The sequence below is a fragment of the Ignavigranum ruoffiae genome (assembly GCF_900110675.1).
GTDB classification, from domain to species: domain Bacteria; phylum Bacillota; class Bacilli; order Lactobacillales; family Aerococcaceae; genus Ignavigranum; species Ignavigranum ruoffiae.
This window is the reverse complement of sequence record NZ_FOEN01000003.1, coordinates 1-21,495: the sequence shown is the minus strand read 5'-3', so window position 1 is coordinate 21,495 and position 21,495 is coordinate 1. Positions and strand designations below refer to the sequence as shown.

At 41.6% G+C, this 21,495-nt stretch carries 26 protein-coding genes; 21 read left to right on the top strand and 5 right to left on the bottom strand.

Annotation, left to right across the window (positions count from 1 at the left end):
- Window positions 1-25 precede the first annotated feature (25 nt).
- The 17 genes from dnaX to BMX34_RS09705 all read left to right on the top strand — a co-directional run bounded on the left by dnaX (window position 26) and on the right by BMX34_RS09705 (window position 13,798).
- Window positions 26-1,954 carry a DNA polymerase III subunit gamma/tau gene (gene dnaX / locus BMX34_RS03210; protein WP_092570732.1) on the top strand — a complete coding sequence of 643 codons (1,929 nt, stop codon included), beginning with the start codon at window positions 26-28 and terminating at the stop codon, window positions 1,952-1,954.
- 96 nt (window positions 1,955-2,050) lie between these two features.
- Complete coding sequence (locus BMX34_RS03205) at window positions 2,051-2,365, top strand: YbaB/EbfC family nucleoid-associated protein (protein WP_428831969.1); 315 nt, start codon at window positions 2,051-2,053, stop codon at window positions 2,363-2,365.
- Window positions 2,366-2,383: 18 nt separating this feature from the next.
- Complete coding sequence (gene recR, locus BMX34_RS03200; protein ID WP_092570728.1) at window positions 2,384-2,980, top strand: recombination mediator RecR; 597 nt, start codon at window positions 2,384-2,386, stop codon at window positions 2,978-2,980.
- Between the two features lie 21 nt (window positions 2,981-3,001).
- Window positions 3,002-3,634 (top strand): dTMP kinase, encoded by a 633-nt coding sequence (gene tmk / locus BMX34_RS03195; RefSeq protein WP_092570726.1) that lies wholly within the window; start codon window positions 3,002-3,004, stop codon window positions 3,632-3,634.
- A 17-nt stretch (window positions 3,635-3,651) separates the two neighbouring features.
- Window positions 3,652-3,981, top strand: a complete 330-nt coding sequence (locus tag BMX34_RS03190) for a cyclic-di-AMP receptor (RefSeq protein ID WP_092570724.1) — start codon at window positions 3,652-3,654, stop codon at window positions 3,979-3,981.
- The gene (locus BMX34_RS03185; RefSeq protein ID WP_143440721.1) at window positions 3,947-4,957 is read left to right on the top strand and encodes a hypothetical protein; all 1,011 of its coding nucleotides are present in this window, start codon (window positions 3,947-3,949) and stop codon (window positions 4,955-4,957) included. The genes BMX34_RS03190 and BMX34_RS03185 overlap by 35 nt, the downstream gene beginning before the upstream one ends.
- A gap of 17 nt (window positions 4,958-4,974) precedes the next feature.
- Complete coding sequence (locus BMX34_RS03180; protein WP_092570720.1) at window positions 4,975-5,334, top strand: initiation control protein YabA; 360 nt, start codon at window positions 4,975-4,977, stop codon at window positions 5,332-5,334.
- On the top strand, window positions 5,318-6,109 hold the full coding sequence (locus BMX34_RS03175; protein WP_092570718.1) for a tRNA1(Val) (adenine(37)-N6)-methyltransferase: 792 nt from the start codon (window positions 5,318-5,320) through the stop codon (window positions 6,107-6,109). Before BMX34_RS03180 ends, BMX34_RS03175 begins: the two co-directional genes overlap by 17 nt.
- The gene (locus BMX34_RS03170) at window positions 6,102-6,443 is read left to right on the top strand and encodes a GIY-YIG nuclease family protein (RefSeq protein ID WP_092570716.1); all 342 of its coding nucleotides are present in this window, start codon (window positions 6,102-6,104) and stop codon (window positions 6,441-6,443) included. Before BMX34_RS03175 ends, BMX34_RS03170 begins: the two co-directional genes overlap by 8 nt.
- A complete protein-coding gene (gene rsmI / locus BMX34_RS03165; RefSeq protein ID WP_092570714.1) occupies window positions 6,421-7,293 on the top strand; it encodes a 16S rRNA (cytidine(1402)-2'-O)-methyltransferase in 873 nt (290 codons plus the stop codon). The genes BMX34_RS03170 and rsmI overlap by 23 nt, the downstream gene beginning before the upstream one ends.
- Window positions 7,294-7,310: 17 nt before the next feature.
- Entirely contained in the window at window positions 7,311-8,315 is a 1,005-nt protein-coding gene (locus BMX34_RS03160; RefSeq protein WP_159428832.1) for a YdcF family protein, read from the top strand.
- A 50-nt stretch (window positions 8,316-8,365) separates the two neighbouring features.
- On the top strand, window positions 8,366-8,869 hold the full coding sequence (locus BMX34_RS03155; protein ID WP_092570710.1) for an FUSC family protein: 504 nt from the start codon (window positions 8,366-8,368) through the stop codon (window positions 8,867-8,869).
- A gap of 422 nt (window positions 8,870-9,291) precedes the next feature.
- Entirely contained in the window at window positions 9,292-10,008 is a 717-nt protein-coding gene (locus tag BMX34_RS03150) for a DUF969 domain-containing protein (RefSeq protein ID WP_092570708.1), read from the top strand.
- Entirely contained in the window at window positions 10,005-10,946 is a 942-nt protein-coding gene (locus BMX34_RS03145) for a DUF979 domain-containing protein (RefSeq protein WP_092570706.1), read from the top strand. Before BMX34_RS03150 ends, BMX34_RS03145 begins: the two co-directional genes overlap by 4 nt.
- A 27-nt stretch (window positions 10,947-10,973) precedes the next feature.
- Complete coding sequence (gene pcp / locus BMX34_RS03140; protein WP_092570704.1) at window positions 10,974-11,615, top strand: pyroglutamyl-peptidase I; 642 nt, start codon at window positions 10,974-10,976, stop codon at window positions 11,613-11,615.
- Between the two features lie 220 nt (window positions 11,616-11,835).
- Entirely contained in the window at window positions 11,836-13,536 is a 1,701-nt protein-coding gene (locus BMX34_RS03135) for an alkaline phosphatase (RefSeq protein WP_234971667.1), read from the top strand.
- A 112-nt stretch (window positions 13,537-13,648) separates the two neighbouring features.
- The gene (locus tag BMX34_RS09705; RefSeq protein ID WP_159428831.1) at window positions 13,649-13,798 is read left to right on the top strand and encodes a hypothetical protein; all 150 of its coding nucleotides are present in this window, start codon (window positions 13,649-13,651) and stop codon (window positions 13,796-13,798) included.
- Window positions 13,799-13,891: 93 nt separating this feature from the next.
- Here BMX34_RS09705 and mscL read toward each other — a convergent pair whose 3' ends face one another.
- Window positions 13,892-14,266, bottom strand: a complete 375-nt coding sequence (gene mscL, locus BMX34_RS03130; protein ID WP_092570702.1) for a large conductance mechanosensitive channel protein MscL — start codon at window positions 14,264-14,266, stop codon at window positions 13,892-13,894.
- Between the two features lie 60 nt (window positions 14,267-14,326).
- Window positions 14,327-15,454 (bottom strand): NAD(P)/FAD-dependent oxidoreductase, encoded by a 1,128-nt coding sequence (locus tag BMX34_RS03125; RefSeq protein WP_092570700.1) that lies wholly within the window; start codon window positions 15,452-15,454, stop codon window positions 14,327-14,329.
- A gap of 424 nt (window positions 15,455-15,878) precedes the next feature.
- Between BMX34_RS03125 and BMX34_RS03120 the strand changes: the two genes are divergently transcribed.
- Both BMX34_RS03120 and BMX34_RS03115 read left to right on the top strand, forming a co-directional pair.
- Window positions 15,879-16,952 (top strand): methionine ABC transporter ATP-binding protein, encoded by a 1,074-nt coding sequence (locus tag BMX34_RS03120; RefSeq protein WP_092570698.1) that lies wholly within the window; start codon window positions 15,879-15,881, stop codon window positions 16,950-16,952.
- On the top strand, window positions 16,949-17,647 hold the full coding sequence (locus BMX34_RS03115; protein WP_092570696.1) for a methionine ABC transporter permease: 699 nt from the start codon (window positions 16,949-16,951) through the stop codon (window positions 17,645-17,647). Before BMX34_RS03120 ends, BMX34_RS03115 begins: the two co-directional genes overlap by 4 nt.
- Window positions 17,648-17,695: 48 nt before the next feature.
- Here BMX34_RS03115 and BMX34_RS03110 read toward each other — a convergent pair whose 3' ends face one another.
- Together BMX34_RS03110 and BMX34_RS03105 are read right to left on the bottom strand one after the other, a co-directional pair.
- Complete coding sequence (locus BMX34_RS03110; protein ID WP_092570694.1) at window positions 17,696-19,093, bottom strand: HD domain-containing protein; 1,398 nt, start codon at window positions 19,091-19,093, stop codon at window positions 17,696-17,698.
- A 37-nt stretch (window positions 19,094-19,130) separates the two neighbouring features.
- A complete protein-coding gene (locus BMX34_RS03105; RefSeq protein ID WP_092570692.1) occupies window positions 19,131-19,940 on the bottom strand; it encodes a lipoate--protein ligase family protein in 810 nt (269 codons plus the stop codon).
- Between the two features lie 83 nt (window positions 19,941-20,023).
- On the opposite strand from BMX34_RS03105, the gene BMX34_RS03100 reads away from it, so the two are divergent.
- Together BMX34_RS03100 and rpoE are read left to right on the top strand one after the other, a co-directional pair.
- Complete coding sequence (locus BMX34_RS03100; protein ID WP_092570689.1) at window positions 20,024-20,425, top strand: DUF1934 family protein; 402 nt, start codon at window positions 20,024-20,026, stop codon at window positions 20,423-20,425.
- 37 nt (window positions 20,426-20,462) lie between these two features.
- Window positions 20,463-21,122 carry a DNA-directed RNA polymerase subunit delta gene (gene rpoE, locus BMX34_RS03095; RefSeq protein WP_092570687.1) on the top strand — a complete coding sequence of 220 codons (660 nt, stop codon included), beginning with the start codon at window positions 20,463-20,465 and terminating at the stop codon, window positions 21,120-21,122.
- 119 nt (window positions 21,123-21,241) lie between these two features.
- Here the strand turns inward: rpoE and BMX34_RS03090 are convergent.
- A partial coding sequence (locus BMX34_RS03090; RefSeq protein WP_143440720.1) for an IS3 family transposase occupies window positions 21,242-21,495 on the bottom strand: 254 nt, incomplete at its 5' end.

The window sequence follows — 21,495 nt, the reverse complement described above, 5'->3', positions numbered from 1 at the left end:
GAGAAGAAAGAAGGTGGGCAAGAGCATGAGTTATCAAGCGTTATATCGGGTCTGGCGGCCACAGAGTTTCGATGAATTGGTTGGCCAGAATGTCATTACAGAAACGTTAAAGAATGCAGTTGCTAACCAGCAGATTAGTCATGCTTATTTATTTACCGGCCCGCGCGGAACTGGGAAGACCAGTGCCGCTAAAATTTTCGCTAAGGCGATTAATTGTCCGAACCAAGTCGATGGCAATCCTTGTAACCATTGCCAGATGTGTCAGGCGATCACTCAAGGACAATTAAGTGATGTGGTTGAAATTGATGCGGCTTCTAATAATGGGGTCGACGAGATTCGTAATCTACGTGACAATGTGCGTTATGCCGCCAGTCAAGCTAGATATAAGGTTTATATCATTGACGAAGTGCATATGTTAACGACCGGGGCTTTTAACGCTTTGTTAAAAACCTTAGAAGAACCTCCAGAAGGTGTAATATTTATCTTAGCGACAACTGAACCGCACAAAATTCCAGCCACAATTATTTCCAGAACACAGCGGTTTGATTTTAAGCGCATCAGTCAAGCGAGTCTGGTCAAACAAATGGAGAAGATTTTGCAATCTGATCAGATTGACTATCAAGATGAGGCTCTGCAAGTTATTGCTCGGGCAGCCAATGGGGGAATGCGCGATAGCCTGAGTCTTTTGGATCAAGTTCTATCATATCAACCTAATCAGGTGGATTTGACTTCGGCGCTAGAAGTTTCGGGGAGCCTCGATCAATTGGCTTTTGTCGATTATTTATTGGCTTTATACCATCATCAGACCGACCAAGCACTACAAGTGTTGAAGGAACAGCTGCAAGCAGGCAAGCAGGCCAATCGCTTTATTGAAGAATTGATTCTATTTGCCCGTGATGTCTTGCTGACGAACTATGCCGAAGTGAATCAGACCTTACTGAGCTTAGAAGAGCTTGAACCCTTGCGCCAAGAAATTCCAGAAAGTTTCTATTATTATTTAATAGATCAACTCAATGAAGTTCAGAATAAAATGCGTTTTGCCAGCCAGTCCGATTTATATGTTGAAGTGATGACCATCCAATTGGCTCAAGTTGAGCATGGCCAGGAGAATAGTCAGGCTGGAACAGCTTCTTCAGCCCAGGTCAATGCCCTCGTAGAGAATTTAACTCAAGAATTAGCCCGAGTTAAAGCTCAGGTCCAACAGTTAACGACTCAAATTGAAAAACAAGATGTCCGCTTAGCCAATGAAGTCCAATTATTAGAGGACGAAACTAGAGACCAAGATAGCGAGAAGCCTATTCAACGCCAACCGCGGAAACGGCCGCAATTTAGTCAAGCCGTCTATCAATGTCGGCCTCAAGAGATTTACCATATCTTAAATATAGCGACCCATCAGGATATTGGTCGAGTTAAACAGGGCTGGGAAGGCATTATCAATCACTTATCCCCCCAAGATCGCGTTAAGTTTACCGGTGTTCAGCCGATTGCTGCCGGGCCCGAATGGCTCTTGCTGTCTTTTAGTTCGGCAACGATGGCGGGAACGGTGCAGAATAACACAGACCTACTTCAAGCCCTCTACCAGAGTTCTAAGCGTGAGCTAGATCAAGGTTACTACCCTTTGATTATCGCAGAAAAGGACTGGCGTCAAGTTCGGAACGACTATACTGTTCTACGTAAATCCAACCAGGGTCAAGCTATCGAACTGGCAGATGAGGTCTATCAAGAGTTACAAGCCTTAAAACAAAAGATTGACCAGGATGAACCGACTGATCGTGAAGACAAATATATTCATCAAGCGACTTCGGTATCAGAAAGCGAAGCGGATGCTTTAACGGAAGATGACCAAGATCAAGGAGATTATCCTGGAGAAGATGCTCCTGATGAAGTGCCTGAAGTGGTCAGCAAGGCGATTGATTTATTTGGCGAGGATAAAGTAAATATCTTCTATCAATAGGAAGCGACAGATAAATTTATGACCCTTCTACCAAAAATATGTTAAAATAACAATTAACTTTTCGATAAAAATTAAGGAGGCATGATGATGCGCGGAATGGGAAATATGGGGAATATGCAAGGTATGATGCAAAAGATGCAAAAAATGCAAAAAGAAATGCAAAAAACTCAAGCGGAGATTGAAGCAAGTGTTTTTGAAGTTTCTGACAGTCAAAATCTAGTTACCGTTAAAATCACCGGTAAAAAAGAAATTGTAGAATTAGTCATTAATGAGGCCTTAGTCGACCCAGATGATATTGAAATGTTGCAAGACTTAGTTCTAGCCACAGTGAATCAAGCGATTCAAAAAGTAGAAACGACTCAAGAAGAAAAATTAGGGAAATTTACAGCAGGTTTGAATTTACCTTTTTAAGAGAGAGCAGGTGTGTCAATGCAGTATCCAGCCCCGATTGCTAAATTAATCAATAGCTTCACCAAATTACCAGGGATTGGGCCGAAGTCTGCAGCTCGCTATGCTTTCCATGTCTTAGAAATGCGAGAAGCTGATGTACTTGAATTCGCTCAGAATTTAATCAATGCTAAGCGAGACTTAAAGTACTGTAGTATTTGTGGCAATATTACTGATGTGGATCCTTGTTTAATTTGTCAGGATGCGCAACGAGACCGTTCACAAGTACTGGTGGTTGAGGATACCCGAGATGTCATCTCTTTAGAACGAATGCAGGAATATCGCGGTCTTTACCATGTCCTTCACGGCGTGCTTTCGCCGATGGAAGGGAAAGGCCCCGAAGATTTAAACATCACTCAATTACTGAAACGATTACAGGATGAAGAGATTCAAGAAGTCATCATCGCAACCAATGCGACCGCTGAAGGTGAAGCTACCGCCATGTATTTGGCCCGCTTATTGAAACCGGCGGGGATTAAGGTGACTCGCTTGGCTCATGGATTGGCCGTCGGATCAGATATTGAATATGCTGACGAGATGACTTTATATCGAGCCATTGAAGGACGTAGAGAACTATAATAAATGATGGGAAGGGCGTATATGACTGTAGGTAAATTTATAAGCATTGAAGGACCTGATGGTTCAGGAAAAACCAGTGTCTTACAAAAAATTCGTCAAGAATTAGAGGCGCGCGGTTACCCTCTAGTGACGACTCGAGAGCCCGGAGGAAGCCCGATTGCTGAACAGATTCGCGAGATTATTCTCGACGTGGATAATACTAAGATGGATGGACGAACGGAAGCTTTATTATTTGCTGCTCAGCGTCGTCAGCATATGGTAGAACGGATTCTTCCCAATTTAGAAGCTGGGAAACTTGTAATTTCAGATCGTTTTGTTCATAGTTCTTTAGCCTATCAAGGTGTGGCACGGGATATTACTTTGGCGGAGATTTGGCAAATTAATCAATTTGCGATTCAGAATCATTATCCAGATTTAATCTTATTGATTGATGTGCCAGCTGAGATTGGTTTACGCCGGATTTATGCCGCCCGGGGGCAACGTCAATTCGATCGTTTGGATCAAGAAGATGTGCGCTTTCATCATAAGGTTCGTCAAGCCTTCCTTAATCTGGCTCAGGAAGATCCCCGAATGGTTGTTGTCGATGGTCAAGAGGAAATCGAACGAGTTGCTGAGAAATGTATTCAAATAATGGAACAACGCGAATTAATCTAAAAAGGAGAGAGACCACAATGAAACTGATTATTGCTATTGTTCAAGATGATGATGAGGTCGTATTAAATCAAGCGTTTCAAGAGAATAGAATACGGGCAACAAAACTTTCAACGACAGGTGGCTTTCTGAAATCAGGAAATACTACCTTTATTGTTGGGATTGACGATGATAAAGTCGATCAAGTCTTGTCTATTATCAAAGATTGTTCTAAACGTCGTCAACAATATGTTCCGCTACCAACGAATTATGATGTTGATTTCGATATGTCACAATCATTCCCGGTTCAGGTTGATGTAGGCGGAGCGACTGTCTTTGTGCTACCGGTTGATGGTTTCTATCAATACTAATATGGATCTAAGCATTCAACAAACTTGGCCTGAACAAGTTCTTTTTATGGAACGGGTGCTGACTGAAAAGCGTTTAGCCCATGCCTATGCTTTTACCGGACTTGACCAAGCAGGTAAAGAGGCTTTGATTGAAATGATTCTCCAAACTCTCGTCGCCGAAGATACGAATCAGGCTAGTCCCGAAAACATTCAGCAAACCTATCAACGCATTGCTGATAAGCAATTTCCCGATGTCTATTACTTAAAACCTGAGGGCCAATCGCTAAAGGTTGATCAAATCCGACATTTAAAAGAATGGTTAGCCACCAGTCCGGTTGAAGCCAACTTTAAGATGGCGGTAATTGAGCAAGCTGATTTGATGAATACGTCAGCGGCCAATGCGCTCTTGACATTCTTAGAGGAACCGACTGCCGATGTCTATCTGATTCTTCTGTGTCCGGATATTAATAAATTATTGCCGACCATCCAATCCCGAGTCCAAGAGTTAAATTTCCCTCGACAAAGGATGGCCCAGCATATGCTGTTGGCCGATGATCAAGAGATACTCACTTCGCATCAAGAGGTCTTACAGGCTCTACCTTATGAGATCAGTCAAGATATCTTAATCGATTATCAGGCGGAAACCTTTGGCAAGTGGTTGGAGGCCTATAACCAGTTCTACCAACGTTTGATTGCTAAAGATTCTTTGGCGATGGTTCAAGTTCAGTTACAGTTGAAGCCTTTCTTATCAGTTAAGCAGAGTTTACAAGGGCTAGAATATCTCTGGTTATTAAATTATAGTCTATTGAAGCAGGACTATGCCGCGGCAGAGACATTCAGTCCTTACTTTATTCAACAAATCCATCAATCGGCTCAATATCAGGTGGAAGATGTTTTGAAGCTTAATCAATATTTATTAAATTGTAAACAAAAAATATTAGCTAATGTCAGCCCGCAATTAGCTTTTGAGCAATTAGCTATTCGAACTATTCGTTAATTAAAGGTGTGATTACTATGGAACATGAAGAAGTCTTTGAAATTATAGAGCGGGCCGAGCGACAAATGCTCGATTTAAGTGATTCGGTAGCTAACCTAAGGAAAGAGCTCCTGCATTTAATTGAGGAAAATAATCAACTACGTATGTCCAACCATGACTTACACGATCTCATCTTAAATCAATCCCAAGCAGCGCCGAATCAAACGAATCAAGCAGATCTAGTAAACAGTCCCCAACAGAAAAACCAGGCCAGCTCACGCCTGCAGTCCTATTATGATGAAGGCATCCATGTTTGCCACCAGTTATTTGGTGCCCGCCGGGAGTCTGGTGAAGAATGTATTTTGTGTTTAGGAGTCCTCGATGAACTTAAGAAATAAACAAATAATCAATCAATCTGAATCGTTAGCCAATCCTTGGCTAAAATCACCTCAAGAACGTATTGATTGTTTCAAACGTGAAGCGATTCAGTTAATTCAAAGTCCAGAATACTTTACCATGTCGCTTGATGCGATTCTGCTGGCTGATTTTATCCAATTACCTCAAAAACGTCATTTCCGTTACATGGATTTTTGTAGTGGTCATGGCGTTATTCCTTTATTATTGTCTGCACGCACTGATGAACCATTGGTGGGGGTAGAAATTCAACCTGCTTTAGTCGATATGGCCCGGCGCAGTATCGGTTTAAACGGTCTAGACCAGCAAATTAAAATAATAGAGTCGGACTTATTAGAGCTTCCCTTAGTAGACTGGCAAGGGATGGATGTGATTTCATGTAATCCACCATTCTTTGTAGTCGATCATTCGAATGCCATTCATCATTTGGATAGTCATGCCCTGGCCCGTCACGAGATTGCTCTGACCCTGGATCAATGGATCCGTCAAGCGAGTCGGATGCTGAAGACTAAAGGGAAATTATTCTTTGTCCATCGACCTGACCGACTCGATGATATTATCGAAGTTCTATTGCGCTATCATTTTTCCCTAAATCGTCTAAAATTTATTTATCCTAAGCAGGGACAGTTGGCTAATATGATTTTAGTCGAAGCCATCTATTATGGGGGACGTCAAGGGGTCAAAGTAGAGCCCCCTTTGGTCGTTCATCAAGCGGATAATTCTTACACACCAGAAATGATGGCGATTTATTATGGTTGAAAAAGGGCATTACTTCTATGTATTATATTGTAAGGATGATAGTCTGTACGCCGGTTATACCAATGATTTAGAACAGCGCTTGGCCACCCATAATGCAGGTCAGGGCGCTAAGTATACGCGGCCTAAAAGCAGACGTCCTTTGAAATTAATCTATGCGGAGCTTTGGCCTAGTCAGCGCCAAGCTATGCAACAGGAGTATCGCTTCAAACAATTTAGAAGATTGAAGAAAGAAGCTTATCTAAATCAGTATCGCTGTCGACCTTTGAGTGATAAAGAATTTATTCTTAGAAATTGGAAGGAGCTGGGACTGAGTGCAGATTCAACAGAGCTTTAAGTTGCAAGAAGAGATCGGTAGCCTGTATCTAGTTCCTACCCCGATTGGTAATTTGGAAGATATGACTTATCGAGCTGTCAGGGTGCTTCAAGAAGTGGACCTGATTCTGGCCGAGGATACGCGTAATAGTGGCGTCCTCTTGCAGCACTATCAAATTAGTACGCCAATGAATTCTTTCCATGATCATTCGGATTCACAGAAAGTTGATCGATTAGTTGAGGGTCTACAAGCCGGGACAGCCTATGCCTTGATTTCGGATGCGGGCATGCCTTTAATTAATGATCCAGGTCATCCGCTGGTTCAAGCCTGTATTGCTCAACACATTCCCGTGGTGGCTTTACCCGGAGCCAATGCCGCCTTGACCGCTTTGATTGCTTCCGGTCTAGCAGCAGATCGCTTTACCTACTACGGTTTCTTTCCGCGAAAAGGTTCAGATCAAGATCAGGTGTTGGCTGAAGTGGGTCAAGGTTCAGGAACAGCCATTTTTTATGAATCGCCACATCGGATCCACAAGACCGTCAAAAAACTTCAAGAGCAACTTGCTGAATCGACTCAATTGGTGCTCGGCCGCGAGTTAACCAAAAAATTTGAAACCTATATCCGTGGCGATGTCCAATCGATAGAACGCTGGTTGGGTGATCAGACATTGAAGGGTGAATTAGTTCTCTTAATTGAATCAGGACAAGCCAAGCAGAATGAATTTGAAGCTATCAACTCGCTTTCACTGGCAGAGCAAGTTCAACAAATCATCGATAGCCAAGCTTGCACGCCTACTCAAGCGATCAAAAAAGTAGCAAAACTCAATCAACTGTCTAGAAATCAGGTTTATGCGGCCTATCATCAGTTATGAAAGAAATGGGGGATAAGATGATATTATATGGGGTTGGCTTTGTTTTTGTCGGCCTATTGATCTTAAGTCTTATCTTTCCCAAACATCCACTCCCGCCTACGGTGTGTGGGCTCTATGCTTTGACCAGCTTTATGTTGGGACTTTTGAAATATTCAAACCTTAAATTTATTTTTATGGTCCGCTATTTCTTCTATTTAATTGCTGGGTTTACTATGGGTTTTATTCCTTTAATCTTGATTTTGCTGGCGCTGCTGATTTTTTTGAAATGGGAGCATCAGCAAGCTGCCTGGTGGTTGAAAGTTTTTGATATTATTGTGATTGTCGCTTTTCTGGTAATTTCAGCGGTGACTTATTGGGCGGTATTTAATTTGAACCGAGAAAGTTTTAATCTCTTCATAAGTAGCTATAGTCTGATTACTATGTATTTTTTATCGAGCTTTCTAAGTTTTGTTCTGATTAATCAAATTATTCATTATTGGCATTATCATCGTGACTATGGCACCTTGATTATTCTCGGATTGAAGCTGGAGAAACAGAATGAAGTTCCGGAACTCTTGTTGCGTCGTTTGGATAAGGCCATTCAAATTTATCGCCAGCAAGTCGATAGAAAGACGATTCAACCACAAATCATTGTTTCAGGCGGCGTTGTTGGTCATATTGATCAGTCCGAAGCCTTTATGATGAAGGATTATTTATTGAGTCGGGGAATCCCTGCTGAACAAATCGTGATGGAAGATGATGCGTTGAATACCAATCAGAATCTGACGCTTTCGCAAGATTTAATTGAAGAATATCGTTTGCAAGAACCTATTCTGATCGTTACGAGTCGTTTTCATTTACTGCGGACCTCTTTCTTAGCTCGGCGTTTAGCCATGCGGGTCTATCTAGTGGGTTCGCTTTCTACCTTACAATTATGGCCCTATCAGATTGTCCGCGAATATTTGGCTTATTTTATCCTGACCAAGGGTTGGCATTTCTTTTATCTTGTTTTCCTGATTATTTATAGCCTGATTTATAATTAGTTAGCCGGCTCAGGCTAACTATAACTTTAAGCAAAAGGGCGTGGGTGCACATGACATCTCAATACTGGCGCATCGGCTGGCGTACGTTAAAGACCCTCTTAGCAGTCTATCTTTGTTTACAAATTGACCATTTTCGTCCTGGAGGTATCCCTTTCTATTCAGCGATTGCCGCCATCTATTGTATGCAAGGCAGTCCGCAATCAAGTTGGCAGGGGGCCAAACATCGTGAGCTGGCTACGGTCGTTGGAGGATTATGGGGGATGGCCTTTATCTTTGTCGAGCACCAGTATCTGAAGAATTGGTCGCTAGAATATCGTGAAATCGCACTGACCCTTATGCTCATTCCTATTATTCAATTTTCGATTTGGATTAAGCGGACCAAGGCGACCTTCTTAATGTGCGTCGTGTTTTTAAGTGTTACCTTGAGTCATGGTTATGATGAGGCGCCAATTTTGTTTGCCTTTAACCGTATTTTAGATACCAGTATTGGCATTATTACGGCCTTATTAGTCAACTATCTCTTACCCTCTCCCCAAGTTAAAAGCGAAGAATAAGTCCAAGAACTTTGCCGCCGTTCTTCATCCTAATTTATCTAAGGGTCATTACCAACGATACATTTTAAAAACAAAATATAAACATGAGATAATCCGAGTTACTGTGGCCAAGCCTTATAAACAAGAGGCAGGTGTTGACAGTGATTCGGATTTTTTTGTCGAGGGATTCAGGAGGGAAGGTTTGCCTGAGTAAGTCGGTTGATTGCTAGGCGAAGAGTAGACGTATTTTTATTGAAACCTTGCGAATAGTTAAAAATATAAGTCAGTCTCCTTTGCTTATATCACAGCATTTCAGTCGATGATAATAAATGAGAAAGTTTACCATGATATTTTAAGAAACTTAAGGATATTAACAGACTTTTACCCAGAAATAATTTATAATGGTTAACTATAACAGAGATTGTTTATGAAAGGATGAGGATATGGAACTGATCAAATTGATTGGGGTTTTAATTGTTGTCCTAGGTTTCATTTTTAAGGTGGATACCATTGCGACTGTCGTCGTAGCCGGAGTGGTTACTGGGCTTGTTGCTAACCAAACACCGATGGAAATTCTAGAGATTTTAGGCAAGGCTTTTGTCGATAATCGTTTTGCGACTTTATTCGTGTTAACGATTCCGGCGGTAGCCCTACTTGAGCGCTATGGTTTGAAGGAGAAAGCGGTCGACTTTATTTCACGCTTTAAGAATGCGACCACAGGTTCTATTCTTAGCTTGTACTTAGTCATCCGGTCGTTATCGGCGGCATTTTCCATGCGGATTGGTGGACATGCGACCTTTATTCGTCCCCTAATTTCACCGATGGCTCAAGCAGCCACCCAGGCCCGTTATGGCGAAGTACCCGAAGATATTATTGATGATATTAAGGGTCAGAGTGGGGCGGTGGAGAATTATGGAAACTTCTATGCTCAGAACGTCTTTATGGGTGCTGCTGGAACCTTATTAATTGTTTCAACCTTAAATGAACAAGGTTTCAAGGAAGTTAATGCTCAGAATATTGCCGAATGGTCGATTCCAATCGCAGTGATTGCCGTATTTGTGGGCGGTTTCTTCTTCTGGCTCCATGACCAAAAGATTAAACAACGCCTGAGTCAACAATCGTCAGCAAGTCATCAAAGAGAAGGGAGTGAAGATGAATGACTGAAGCACAATGGGCTACGCTCTCTGCTCAAGTTGCTGAATTCTTTTATTCAATGATTGCCATAGTCTTCCTAGCTTTAGGTATCTATTGTTTGAAAGTAATTCCTTCTTGGAAGCGGTACACCACTTTCTTGTTTTGGGCTTTATTAGCCTTTGCCTTTGCTTTTGGCAATCTATTCCCAGCTTGGGTGACTGGAGTCATTATTATTATTATTGCTATCCTCACTTTTATTAAAGGGGTGATTGCGGCTCCTCATCAATCGGCAAGTGAAGAAGAAGTTCGTAGTAATGCAGATCGGATTGGTTTCAAGATATTTATCCCTGCCTTGGTTATTGCCTTGGGGGCGTTTGTGGTCGCTAAATTTGTTCCTGGTTTGGGTGCGAATAATGCCATTGGGGTATCAGCGATTCTAGGTTTAATCGCTAGCTTCTTAATTACACGTGCTAAACCAGCAACGGCAGTCAATGAAGGCCTTCGCTTGTTAGACAGTGTCGGCACTACTGGCATCTTACCTCAATTGCTTGCTGCTTTGGGTGCAGTCTTTACAGCCGCTGGCGTGGGGACGGTCATTGCAAATTATGTCGCAGTACTCATTCCTGATGGCTCTAAATTCATGGCAGCCGCCGTCTATTGTATTGGGATGGCCCTCTTCACCATGATTATGGGAAATGGCTTTGCCGCTTTCTCAGTGATTACGGTGGGGATTGGTATTCCTTTCTTGATTAATCAAGGGGCCGACCCGGTAGTGGTGGGTGCTTTAGGATTGACGGCTGGTTACTGTGGAACCCTATTAACACCGATGGCCGCTAATTTTAATATTATGCCCGTCGCTTTACTGGAGATGAAAAATGAGTATGGTATTATTAAAGCCCAAGCCGGTGTGGCTATTACTCTACTAATTGTTCACATCTTACTATTGTACTTCTTTGCCTTCTAATTTGAGAAAGAGAGGAACCTAATCATCATGAAAATTTTATTAACAGCATTTGACCCATTTGGCAATGAATCGATTAATCCAGCGCTAGAAGCGGTTAAGAAAGTAAATCCTGACCATATTGATGCGGAAATAGTTAAATTAGAAGTCCCTACCGTCTTTCACAAAGCGATTGAGGTAGTCGCTGATAAAATTCGGAGCGAGCAACCGGATGTGGTCTTAGCGATTGGTCAAGCTGGCGGTCGATATGAAATTACCCCCGAACGGGTAGCCATCAATCAAGATGATGCCCGAATTGAAGACAACGAAGGAAATCAACCGATTGATGTGCCAATTTTTGAAGATGGACAAGCGGCTTATTTTGCCAGTGTGCCGATTAAAGCGATGGTAGAAGAAGTAAAAGCGGCTGGTGTTCCTGCGTCTGTATCGAATTCGGCCGGAACTTTTGTGTGCAACCACTTAATGTATGGAATTCTTTACACTTTGGCTAAAGAGTTACCTGAAGCTCGCGGCGGATTTGTTCATGTTCCTTTTATTCCTGAACAAGTTGTAAATAAACCTAACCAACCCTCAATGGCTTTGGCGGATATTACGAAGGGGATCGAAGCCTGCTTACAAGCGATTGTGGCTAATGATCAAGATATTAAAAAAGAAGGCGGAGCAATCGCTTAAGCTTTGACATTTGAATAGAATCAGGATGAAGGATTCAGTTTAAGGACTGGGTCCTTTTTAGTTAGGGCTAAGCGGGTTATAATGTAAGCATTACGATTGTGAATAAGTTAACATATTCTTTACAAATAATTTACGCTATATTTACCTGACCTTTACTTAATATTTACAATGTCGACCTATAATAGAGTCCGTAACAAAATATTAAGTTGGGGGAAAGAAAATGAAAAAGAGTTTAGTTAAAAAGATTGTGAGCGTGTCAGCCGTTTCTCTAATGGGATTATCTACTTTAGCCTCAAGTGTAAGTCAAATTGCCGCTGAAGATACAACGAGTGAAGTTGCTGAAAGCCAAGCCGAAGAAACTTCTGCAGAAGAAACTTCTGAAGCAGCTTCCGAAGAAAGCAGCCAAGCATCAAGTGAAAGTCTACCCATCATCAAATTGCCAGAAGATCGTCCATTAAAAGAAGATTACTCCTTGGTCAATGAGAATCAAGCTAAATATGTTTTCTTATTTATCGGTGATGGTATGGGAGTTATGCCCGTATCTGCTGCTGAACAATATCAAGGTTTAATGGATAATCAAGATATTAAACCAACCAACATGAACTTTACTGATTTCCCAGTTATTGGTTTACAATCTCCTTATGATTGTCACTCATTCATTCCAGACTCAGCTTCAACCGCGACTGCCTTTGGAGCCGGAAATAAAACTGTCTCAAATACCATTGGTTTAAATAAAGATTTCACCGAAGCCTCTGAATCATCTGCAGAGAAAGCTAAGAAACATGGTAAATCAGTAGGTATTATTTCAACCGTGACCTTAAACCATGCAACACCAGCCGCTTTCTACGCCAATGTTGAAAGTCGTAAATCTTACTATGAAATCGGTCTACAATTAGCGGATAGCGACTTCGATTATATTGCCGGTGGATCACTTGGTGACCGTACGGGTGAGAATGAAGATCAAAAAGACTTATTCGATATTATGAAAGAAAAAGGCTACACCATCGCCGAAACTAAAGAAGATTTCGATAAAATCAATAAAGATTCTGAAAAAGTATACGCCGTTTCAGAAAACTTACAAGATAGCGGATCAATGACTTATGCTTTAGATCGTAAAGAAGGCGAACAAACATTAGCAGATATGGTTGCTAAAGGAATTGAAGTCATGGGTGACGATGAAAATGGCTTCTTCATGATGGCTGAATCTGGTAAGATTGACTGGTCTGAACATGCTAATGACTCTAAAACAACTATCCATGAAGTAATTGATTTCCAAGATGCCATTCAAAAAGCCGTTGATTTCTACAATGAACATCCAGAAGATACTTTAATCGTGGTTACTGCCGACCATGCGACAGGTGGTTTCACTATCGGAAATGGTATGACAGGCTATGAAACTTATTATAATATCTTAGAAGCTCAAAAAGATTCACAAGTTGCTTTTGATGCTAAATTTGAAGCAGCAGTTGAAAAGAACCAAGAATTGAAATTCGAAGATACTTTCGAAATGATTAAAGAAAGTTTCGGTCTTGAAATTGACAAAGATAATCTTCAACCAATGATGTCAACCAAAGAACGTTATGAAGCTTCACAAAGTGAAGACTTTAACCCATACTTAGTCAATGAAGAAGAATACAAACGTCTGGAAGAAGCCTTTAATTTAACCCTTAATACCGTAGAAGGTGCTGGCGGAGCAGCTGAAGCTGGTTATCTATATGGTGGCTATAACCCAATTTCCATCACTTGTACGCGTATTTTAGGTGAAAAAGCAGGCCTAACTTGGACAACGACAGACCACTCTGGCGATAAAGTTCCAGTTTACGCTTTAGGTGCTGGCGCTCAAATGTTTGATGGTGAATTTGATAATATTGATATTTCACTTCGCATCAATGCAGCGATGGGCATCCCAAATAACGATTAATAAAGTAGCTGAATTAAATCAAGATTAATAGTTTTAATCAAAAACTATCCCAGGAGGTCTACTGAAAGATCGCAATTGCGATTGGATCCGTAGACATTCTGGGATTTTTATGTTGCTAATAAGTATTGAAGCTAGTCTTTTATACAAAATGATTCTGGTCAAGAGTGTAGTCACAGGCGTGATCGCGCCTGAGTTTCCTGATTATCACTTAGCGACAATCGTACAAGTTGCTAGCCAAATTAATCAACCAATCTATACATAAATTGCATATTGGCAGGTGAAGATAAACTAAAAAAGAAGCCAGTGACAAGTCTGTCGACTAGCTTCCCAGGTTGTGTGGAGAGAGCATTAAGGTTTATTTTTGTTTTAATTCTGCGAGGATTTGTTCTAATAGTTCAGTTTCACTTGGTCCACTTGGTTCTTCATCAGGAGCCACAATTTTCTTATGTTGAGCTTTTTCAAGGGCTTTTAATGTGAGGTACAAGAATATGGCAATAAGAATAAAGTTAATAATAGCTTGTAAGAAAAGTCCAATCCCAATCGTCGCACTACCGACCTTAAATGAAAGACCTGAAACATCCGCAGCACCCGTTAATGAAGCAATCAGAGGCATAAAGATGTCATTGACTAAACTAGTAACAATCGCTGTAAACGCTGAACCCATAATTAAACCGGTTGCTAGAGAGACAATCGAATCATTGGCGATAAATCCTTTAAATTCTTTCCACATATTATATCCACCTTTCTGTTTATATTATATCACAGTTGCAAGTGATGACTAGTAAAGCGATTATATTTTTTGAATATATTTTTCAATGGTAAAAGCTTGTGGCTCAATGGTCCAGCTGCCTGTTTGTAGCAATTGAGCCCATTGATAACCTAGATAAGGTCCCGAGGTTAGGCCGGAAGAGCCTAAACCAGAGATAGCCCATACATTTTTGAGATCTGGGACTTGGCCGACCACGACGCCGTAGTCCGAACTATGGGCGCGGGTGCCGACTTTACATTGATGAAGCGGATAGGTAGCTAAATTGGGAGCCCACTGTAGGCCCTCCTGTCTTAAGTTTTCTAAACTTTGTTGATTTATCTGTAAATCGAAGCCAGCTTCATCTTCATGGGTTGCCCCGAAAGTAATCGTGCCATCGGCAAATGGAATCAGATCGACTTGACCAAAAGGCATGATGACTGGCCAAGTGTTATTCTTCCAGTCAGGATGATAGAGGTTGAATAGTTGTCCTTTCTGGGCCTGGAGATCGACTTGGTATCCCAGGGGAGCCAAGAGATCTTTTAACCAAGCACCTGGACTGAGTAGCAGGCTGTCATAAGTTTGGATTTCTCCAGCTTGAATTTGAACCGCGACCGATGAATTAGGTCGGGCAATAAGTTTAGCTTTCTGCCGAATAATCTGACAACCCATTGTTTGACTTGCTTCTTGTAAAGCTTGAACGAGTTGATCACCATGGACCCGAGCTCCGCCTTCTACCCAAATTCCGCCATAACCGCTGTGAAGCCAAGGAACGCGGGCTTCAATTTCAGCTGGGCTTAATGCATAGACTTGACCAATTAGAGGACTTTGTTGGCGTTTATGGACAGCTTTCTTCAAATCATCTTCGATACGACTTTGTTTGCGGCGAATAAGAATGGCGCCGGCCTGGTGATAGATAGCCTGACTTTGTTGACCGTCACTTTCTAAGTCGGTCATTAATTTAGGGTAGAATTCTGCGCCTTGTGAGACCAGAAAGTACCAAGCTTTATTGCGTCGCAACGAGAACCAGGGACAGATAATACCGGCTGCCGCTCGACTGGCTTGACCGATCCCTTCATCATATAAATCTACTGGGTAGCCAGCTTTACTCAGATAATAGGCGGCTGTTGAACCAACGATGCCAGCCCCGATAATGGCGATACGCTTGTGCATTAAATTCTCCTTAATATGTTTGATGATAAGTCTATTTTAGAATAGTTGGTCTAACTTGCAAAGCCAGTGAACGATTATTTACTAGAAAGTAATCGGTTTTAGCTAATAAGTGATTTAGATTATGGTAAAAGGATTGACAAGACCTGGCTTGACCGCTATGATAGGGACAATATTTCATTAAACGCATTGAAGTGGAGAGAAGACCTGATCTTGGGTAGAGAGCTTACGTAGGGTGAAAGTAAGTCAAGTAGGGTTGGAAGATGGCCATGGAGCGGCTAGCTAGCCTTTGAGCTGGGCGGACGGCATCGACTGTTATCGATTGAGGTTAGGCTTGTTTTCTGAGCTTTAACGAATTAAGGTGGTACCACGGGAACACTCGTCCTTTTGAGGATGGAGTGTATTTTTTATTTAAGGAGGTAAAGCAATGATAGATTTGAAACATATTGATGTGGTTTTTCAACAGAAAGACCAGGTGATTAAAGCAGTAAATGATGTGACCATTCATATTGAGCCAGGAGAAATCTATGGCATTGTCGGCTATTCAGGAGCGGGAAAGAGTACTTTAGTGCGCACGATTAACTTATTACAAATCCCCAGCCAAGGAGAAGTGATCGTGAATGGCAAAGACATGCTTAGTCTTAGTTCCAAAGAATTAAGGCAAGCGCGAACAAAGATTGGGATGATTTTTCAACATTTCAATTTGATGGAGTCACGTACGATCTTTGAGAATGTGGCCTATCCACTACGCCATAGTGGTTTATCCAAGGCAGAAATTGCCCGTAAAGTTGCAGAATTGTTGGATTTGGTGGGTTTAAGACAGAAGTCTAATAATTACCCCAAGCAATTATCGGGTGGTCAAAAGCAAAGAGTGGCCATTGCCCGAGCCCTAGCGAATGATCCTGCTATTCTACTGTGTGATGAAGCGACCTCAGCTTTGGATCCAAAGACGACCCAAGATATTTTGGCTCTGTTGCGTCAATTAAATCGTGAACTGAATATAACCATTGTAATTATTACTCATGAAATGAATGTCGTTAAAGACCTCTGTCATCGTATTGCGGTGATGGAAGATGGTCGGGTTCTAGAACAAGGACGGACCTTAGATATTTTTGCCCGGCCGCAAGAAGATTTGACCCGAGAATTTATTAATACGGCGACTCATTTTGACCAAGAGATTGAAGTTGTCCTCAACCATCCTTCAACCAAGGCCCTTACCGAAAAAGGCAATTTATACCGCTTATCCTATGTCGGCGATGCCACGACGCAACCATTTATGGGTCAAGTGATGAAGCGTTTTGGGGTAGAGGTCAATATTCTTTATGGTCATGTTGAGATTATTCAGTCAGTGCCAACGGGGAACCTCTTGGTGGCCCTGCGAGGAGATACAGACCAGATTGATCAGGCCTTGACCTATTTAAAAGAACACCAAGTAGGGGTTCAAACGATGCAAGAACTGATTTATACCTACTTACAAAAGGAAGGAGTGGATGAAGCATGAACTATGTCTTAAGTTTCAGCCAATGGATGGAGACGTGGCTACCAAATGCATGGAAATTGAGAGATGACTTCATTGAAGCTGGCTGGGAAACCTTGTTTATGCTAGGTCTTTCCACCTTAGTTGGCGGTTTCTTTGGCTTAATTCTTGGGATTATAATGACGGTCACCGGACCGGGAGGTATCTTAGAGAACCGCTGGCTATATAATTTACTCGACGGATTGGTGAATATTATGCGCTCAATTCCTTTCATTATTATGTTGGCTCTCTTGATTAATGTTACCCGGGGGATTGTGGGTACAACGATTGGGCCAGCAGCGGCCTGTGTACCGATTATCTTTTCGACGGTACCTTTCTTTGCTCGTCAAGTGGAAATCGCCCTATTAGAAGTTGAACCAGGGGTCATAGAAGCTGCTCAAGCGATGGGTTCTAGTCCTTTAGAAATTATTGGCCGGGTCTATTTACGCGAAGGTCTGCCTGCTCTATTACGGGTCAGCGCTTCAACGGTAATCAATATCTTAGGTTTGACTGCCATGGCCGGCTCAGTTGGCGGGGGTGGTCTAGGAACCATGGCCATTGCCAAGGGTTATCAACGGAGTCGCTTTGATGTGATCATGGTGGCAACGATCCTGATATTGCTGATTGTATTCTTAACCCAATTAATCTTTAATTGGCTGATCAAAAAAGTTCAACATTAACCAACAAAACCGGCCCTGTGATAGGACCGGTTTTCCATTCTGTGTTGCTTAAAAGAGGCGTTGCTGAATATGATAAGTTACATCGTTGGTTTCTTCAGCATAGGCGGTTAAGATAATTCGTTGGTTATCGCTTAATTCTTCGGGTGCTAGCGAGAGAATATGGTGGATGATTTCTCGCGGATAATATAAGCGTTGGTCACCGAGTTGTTTACCATTGATCGACTGGATTAACATCGATACTTGCGAAAGTTCGACAATTTGGTTCATTTTGGTAATTAATTCAATTCTAGTTTTTTGAGAACTGGTTAAAGATTGGCTATCGTCATAAGGTTGGTCTAGACTAGTATTTAAGCCGAAATAATATTCGGGATCGAAATGCATAGCTCGCAGTTCATCTTGGAGGGCCGTAGTTAATTCTTGAACTTCATCAGCGACGACTAAGAGCGACTTGAAAGGCTTTCGGTTGAGGACGCGGTAACATAAATCACTTAGAATGGCATCTTGGTCATCCAGCCAATGTGAGAAATAAGAAATAACCGTGTGGTCGTCTAATCTGAGATAATCAGTCAAGGTCCAATTCCCTTGGAAGAAAGGGGCAAGAATGCCGGCTGGATGGCTTAAGTAATCAGGACGATGTAGATAGAGATATTTTGCTCGGGTAAACAAATTATGAATGACTTCTTCCATGCCCCGTGACACCGGGTGGAAATAAACTTGCATATACATTTGATAGCGACTAATGATATAATCTTCGACGGCGTGCATGCCTGAAAAATCAAAGACAATTCGACCATCATAAGGACGGATAACACGGACGATTCGAGTCAAATCATATTTCCCGTAAGAGACGCCAGCATAAAAAGCATCGCGGAGCAAATAGTCCATCCGATCGGCATCAATCTGACTGGAAATAAGTTGAACCACCTGTTGATTAGGATAGGTCTTGTTGATCACACTGGCTACTTTGGCTGGGAAATCAGCGCCCATCTGCCGCAGGATTTGGTTAACTTCAGTGTCCCTTGAGAGAATAATTTCTTGGGTGATTTGTTCATGGTCAGTATTAAAGATGCCTTCGAAGGTATGGGAGAAGGGACCATGACCAAGATCATGTAGGAGCGCCGCACAGAGGGCAACTAAGCGTTCAGAATCATCCCAAAGGCCATCGCCAGCTTCTTTAGTCGGATAATTTCGGACGAAATTATTAATAATACGCCGGGTAATTTCGTATACACCCAAGGAATGGTTGAAACGAGAATGCTCTGCCCCGTGAAAAGTATATTGGGAAGCGCCCAGTTGTTTAATCCGCCGCAGTCGTTGGAATTCACGCGTGTCAATCAATTGGAGAATAATTCGGTCGCGGATATGGATATAATTATGGACAGGATCGCGGAAGACTTTCTCTCGCTGTAGAACTTGGGCTTGGTAGCGCTCTTGATAAGTTTGCATAAGAACCTCCATTGCTCTTGATAAGTTGAATATTGGATTAACTAGACGGACGAAGTTGTTTTTGAGCTTGCTTTAAAGCATCCTGCCAGCTATCAGCTTCGATGGCTAAGATGGATTCCTTAGCAAATACGATTTTATCTTGCAAAAGCCGGTTAAAATCGGCCAAGGTAAATTCTTCTGTCAAGAAATCGGAAAGATTGGCCATAGAATGAGGGTCAACATTTGGGTAGCTGGTATCGGCTTGGCCTCGTTGGTAGAATGCTTTCATCAACTGGCCGCGACCTTCTTGATCCCCATTTAAAGAGAGGTAGGCCGCAGTGGTTACTCCATTACGAAAGCGCCGTTGAGCCAAGCCACCTATTTTCTTATTTTGGACAATCAGATCATATTTACCCGGGCAATAAGAATTTGCCATTTCATAAGCTTCTATCTTTAGTGGATAATCCTCGAAGATATATTGAATGAGCTCAACAAATTGCTGATAAGCTTGATCAATGTTTAAATTTTGATATCGGCTGTCTTGTACCAGTGACAGATTCACAATGCCTGGATCACAGACTATGCCAAGGCCTCCATGGGGCCGAACGAGCACTTGATAATTTTGCCCTTGCAAGAATCGGCGTGCTTCTTTATAATTTGGCAGACGTGTATCTTTAGCTCCCAAGAGGACGGTTGCTTTTTGAATTGGATAAGCATGGATAATTTTATGCTCTGCTGGCTGAGTCGTTAGGTCATGGATAGTAGGAAGATAACGAATCAAAGCGGTTTCGTAAGCCAAAGACGTTAATGCATCTTCTTGCGACTTAAGATAAAACCATTGACTTTGAGTATCTGGCACGAAAGACATATGAAAACTCCTTGCTAGTAAATCTTTGTTATAATTATAGCAAATTTACATTAGATTCATAGAAAGGATTCAAAAGTTATTTCATGAAACATCTTATTCGACCGATTGAAGTGGAACAAAAGATTAATTATCAAGCTGAAGGACAGGATAGCTTCAAATATCAACGAACAGCTCAGCATTATCAACTCAGGACTTATGACAAGTTGGTCTTTGAAGATTACAATCATCAGCCGATTCAGATAAAATGGTGGACTGAAGGGGAAGATCAGCTGGAATGGGTTGAAATCCAACAGCAAGCAGGGAAACTATGTTTTAATTTAGCTCAGAAGTTGACTAATCCTTATCAAACTCCTCAAGGAGTTTGGCTGCTTGAAAGTTCGACCCATAAACTTGATTTAAGCCAAGGAATCGAGATTCATTATTCGCTAAATCTAGGCCAACAAAGCATAGGGATCTATGAATTTCAATTGATTTTTAAAGATTAAGAAGGTAATATAAAAGAGCGAGGAAGGATGTGCCCAAATGGAATTGAAGAAGTTCGCAGGACAAAATAAAGAAGAATTATCGATGGTCGAAGTTGCCCATGCACTATTAGAAGAAACGGGCGAGGTATATGATTTTACCCAGTTATTAGTGACCATCCAAGAATATCTTGAAATAAGTGAAGAAGATTTAGAAAAGCGTATGGCACGATTCTATACAGATATCAACATTGATGGTCGTTTTATTTCTTTGGGAGAGAATCGTTGGGGCTTAAGAGCTTGGTATCCGATTGATTCAATTGATGAAGAAATTGTCGGTACGATTGATGATGAGGATCTACCCCGTCGACGCCGCCGGAAGAAAACCAACAAAATCAATGCCTTCGGTGATGGCGAAGATATTATCGACTACAATGAGGATGATCCTGAAGATATTGATGATATCTACGATGAAGATTATGAACTTGAAGATGACGAAGATGAAGAAGATGATGAATTAGAAGGTCTAACCGAAATCGAAGACGAAGATGAAGAAGATCCTGAATTGAAAGATTATGCAGGTGATCTTTCTGAATTTGGTGACGATGAGATTGACCTAGAATCTGATACTTCTTTTGAAGACGAAGATGATGAATTCTTCGATGAAGAGGAAGAAGAGGCTGAAGAAGAAGTCCGTCCAGAGGAAAGCGAAGAAGAATAAGATTCAATCCCTTGTAGAGGCTAACGTGTTAGTCGATCTATAGAGTGACCCCAAATAGTTGGACCAGAGAGATGAACACTATTTTGTGTTTGTCTCTCTTTTGGTTTAATGATAAATTGTTAAGCCGCTTGCGCTTTTCTATATGCCACAGGACTTAGCCAATTCAATTTTTCTTTAATTCGTTCTTCGTTATAATACTGAATGTAATCTGTGATTGCAGTTTCTAATTCCTTGTAACTTCGATATATTTTCCCATAATACATCTCCTGTTTCATCACACTAAAGAAATTTTCGATCGGGGCATTATCATAACAATTCCCTTTACGCGACATACTTTGGAATACTTGATGTTCTACTAGTAACGCCTGATATT

Bases quoted from the DNA above. Each gene is read 5' to 3' on its own strand.
- BMX34_RS03115 (WP_092570696.1), top strand. From the start codon at position 16,949: ATGAACTATGTCTTAAGTTTCAGCCAATGGATGGAGACGTGGCTACCA.
- BMX34_RS03105 (WP_092570692.1), bottom strand. From the start codon at position 19,940: ATGTCTTTCGTGCCAGATACTCAAAGTCAATGGTTTTATCTTAAGTCG.
- BMX34_RS03100 (WP_092570689.1), top strand. From the start codon at position 20,024: ATGAAACATCTTATTCGACCGATTGAAGTGGAACAAAAGATTAATTAT.
- BMX34_RS03145 (WP_092570706.1), top strand. From the start codon at position 10,005: ATGACTGAAGCACAATGGGCTACGCTCTCTGCTCAAGTTGCTGAATTC.
- BMX34_RS03190 (WP_092570724.1), top strand. From the start codon at position 3,652: ATGAAACTGATTATTGCTATTGTTCAAGATGATGATGAGGTCGTATTA.
- BMX34_RS03180 (WP_092570720.1), top strand. From the start codon at position 4,975: ATGGAACATGAAGAAGTCTTTGAAATTATAGAGCGGGCCGAGCGACAA.
- BMX34_RS03160 (WP_159428832.1), top strand. From the start codon at position 7,311: ATGATATTATATGGGGTTGGCTTTGTTTTTGTCGGCCTATTGATCTTA.
- BMX34_RS03155 (WP_092570710.1), top strand. From the start codon at position 8,366: ATGACATCTCAATACTGGCGCATCGGCTGGCGTACGTTAAAGACCCTC.
- BMX34_RS03175 (WP_092570718.1), top strand. From the start codon at position 5,318: ATGAACTTAAGAAATAAACAAATAATCAATCAATCTGAATCGTTAGCC.
- BMX34_RS03205 (WP_428831969.1), top strand. From the start codon at position 2,051: ATGGGAAATATGGGGAATATGCAAGGTATGATGCAAAAGATGCAAAAA.
- rpoE (WP_092570687.1), top strand. From the start codon at position 20,463: ATGGAATTGAAGAAGTTCGCAGGACAAAATAAAGAAGAATTATCGATG.
- BMX34_RS03125 (WP_092570700.1), bottom strand. From the start codon at position 15,454: ATGCACAAGCGTATCGCCATTATCGGGGCTGGCATCGTTGGTTCAACA.
- BMX34_RS03120 (WP_092570698.1), top strand. From the start codon at position 15,879: ATGATAGATTTGAAACATATTGATGTGGTTTTTCAACAGAAAGACCAG.
- BMX34_RS03170 (WP_092570716.1), top strand. From the start codon at position 6,102: ATGGTTGAAAAAGGGCATTACTTCTATGTATTATATTGTAAGGATGAT.
- pcp (WP_092570704.1), top strand. From the start codon at position 10,974: ATGAAAATTTTATTAACAGCATTTGACCCATTTGGCAATGAATCGATT.
- mscL (WP_092570702.1), bottom strand. From the start codon at position 14,266: ATGTGGAAAGAATTTAAAGGATTTATCGCCAATGATTCGATTGTCTCT.
- BMX34_RS03135 (WP_234971667.1), top strand. From the start codon at position 11,836: ATGAAAAAGAGTTTAGTTAAAAAGATTGTGAGCGTGTCAGCCGTTTCT.
- tmk (WP_092570726.1), top strand. From the start codon at position 3,002: ATGACTGTAGGTAAATTTATAAGCATTGAAGGACCTGATGGTTCAGGA.
- dnaX (WP_092570732.1), top strand. From the start codon at position 26: ATGAGTTATCAAGCGTTATATCGGGTCTGGCGGCCACAGAGTTTCGAT.
- BMX34_RS03150 (WP_092570708.1), top strand. From the start codon at position 9,292: ATGGAACTGATCAAATTGATTGGGGTTTTAATTGTTGTCCTAGGTTTC.
- recR (WP_092570728.1), top strand. From the start codon at position 2,384: ATGCAGTATCCAGCCCCGATTGCTAAATTAATCAATAGCTTCACCAAA.
- BMX34_RS03110 (WP_092570694.1), bottom strand. From the start codon at position 19,093: ATGCAAACTTATCAAGAGCGCTACCAAGCCCAAGTTCTACAGCGAGAG.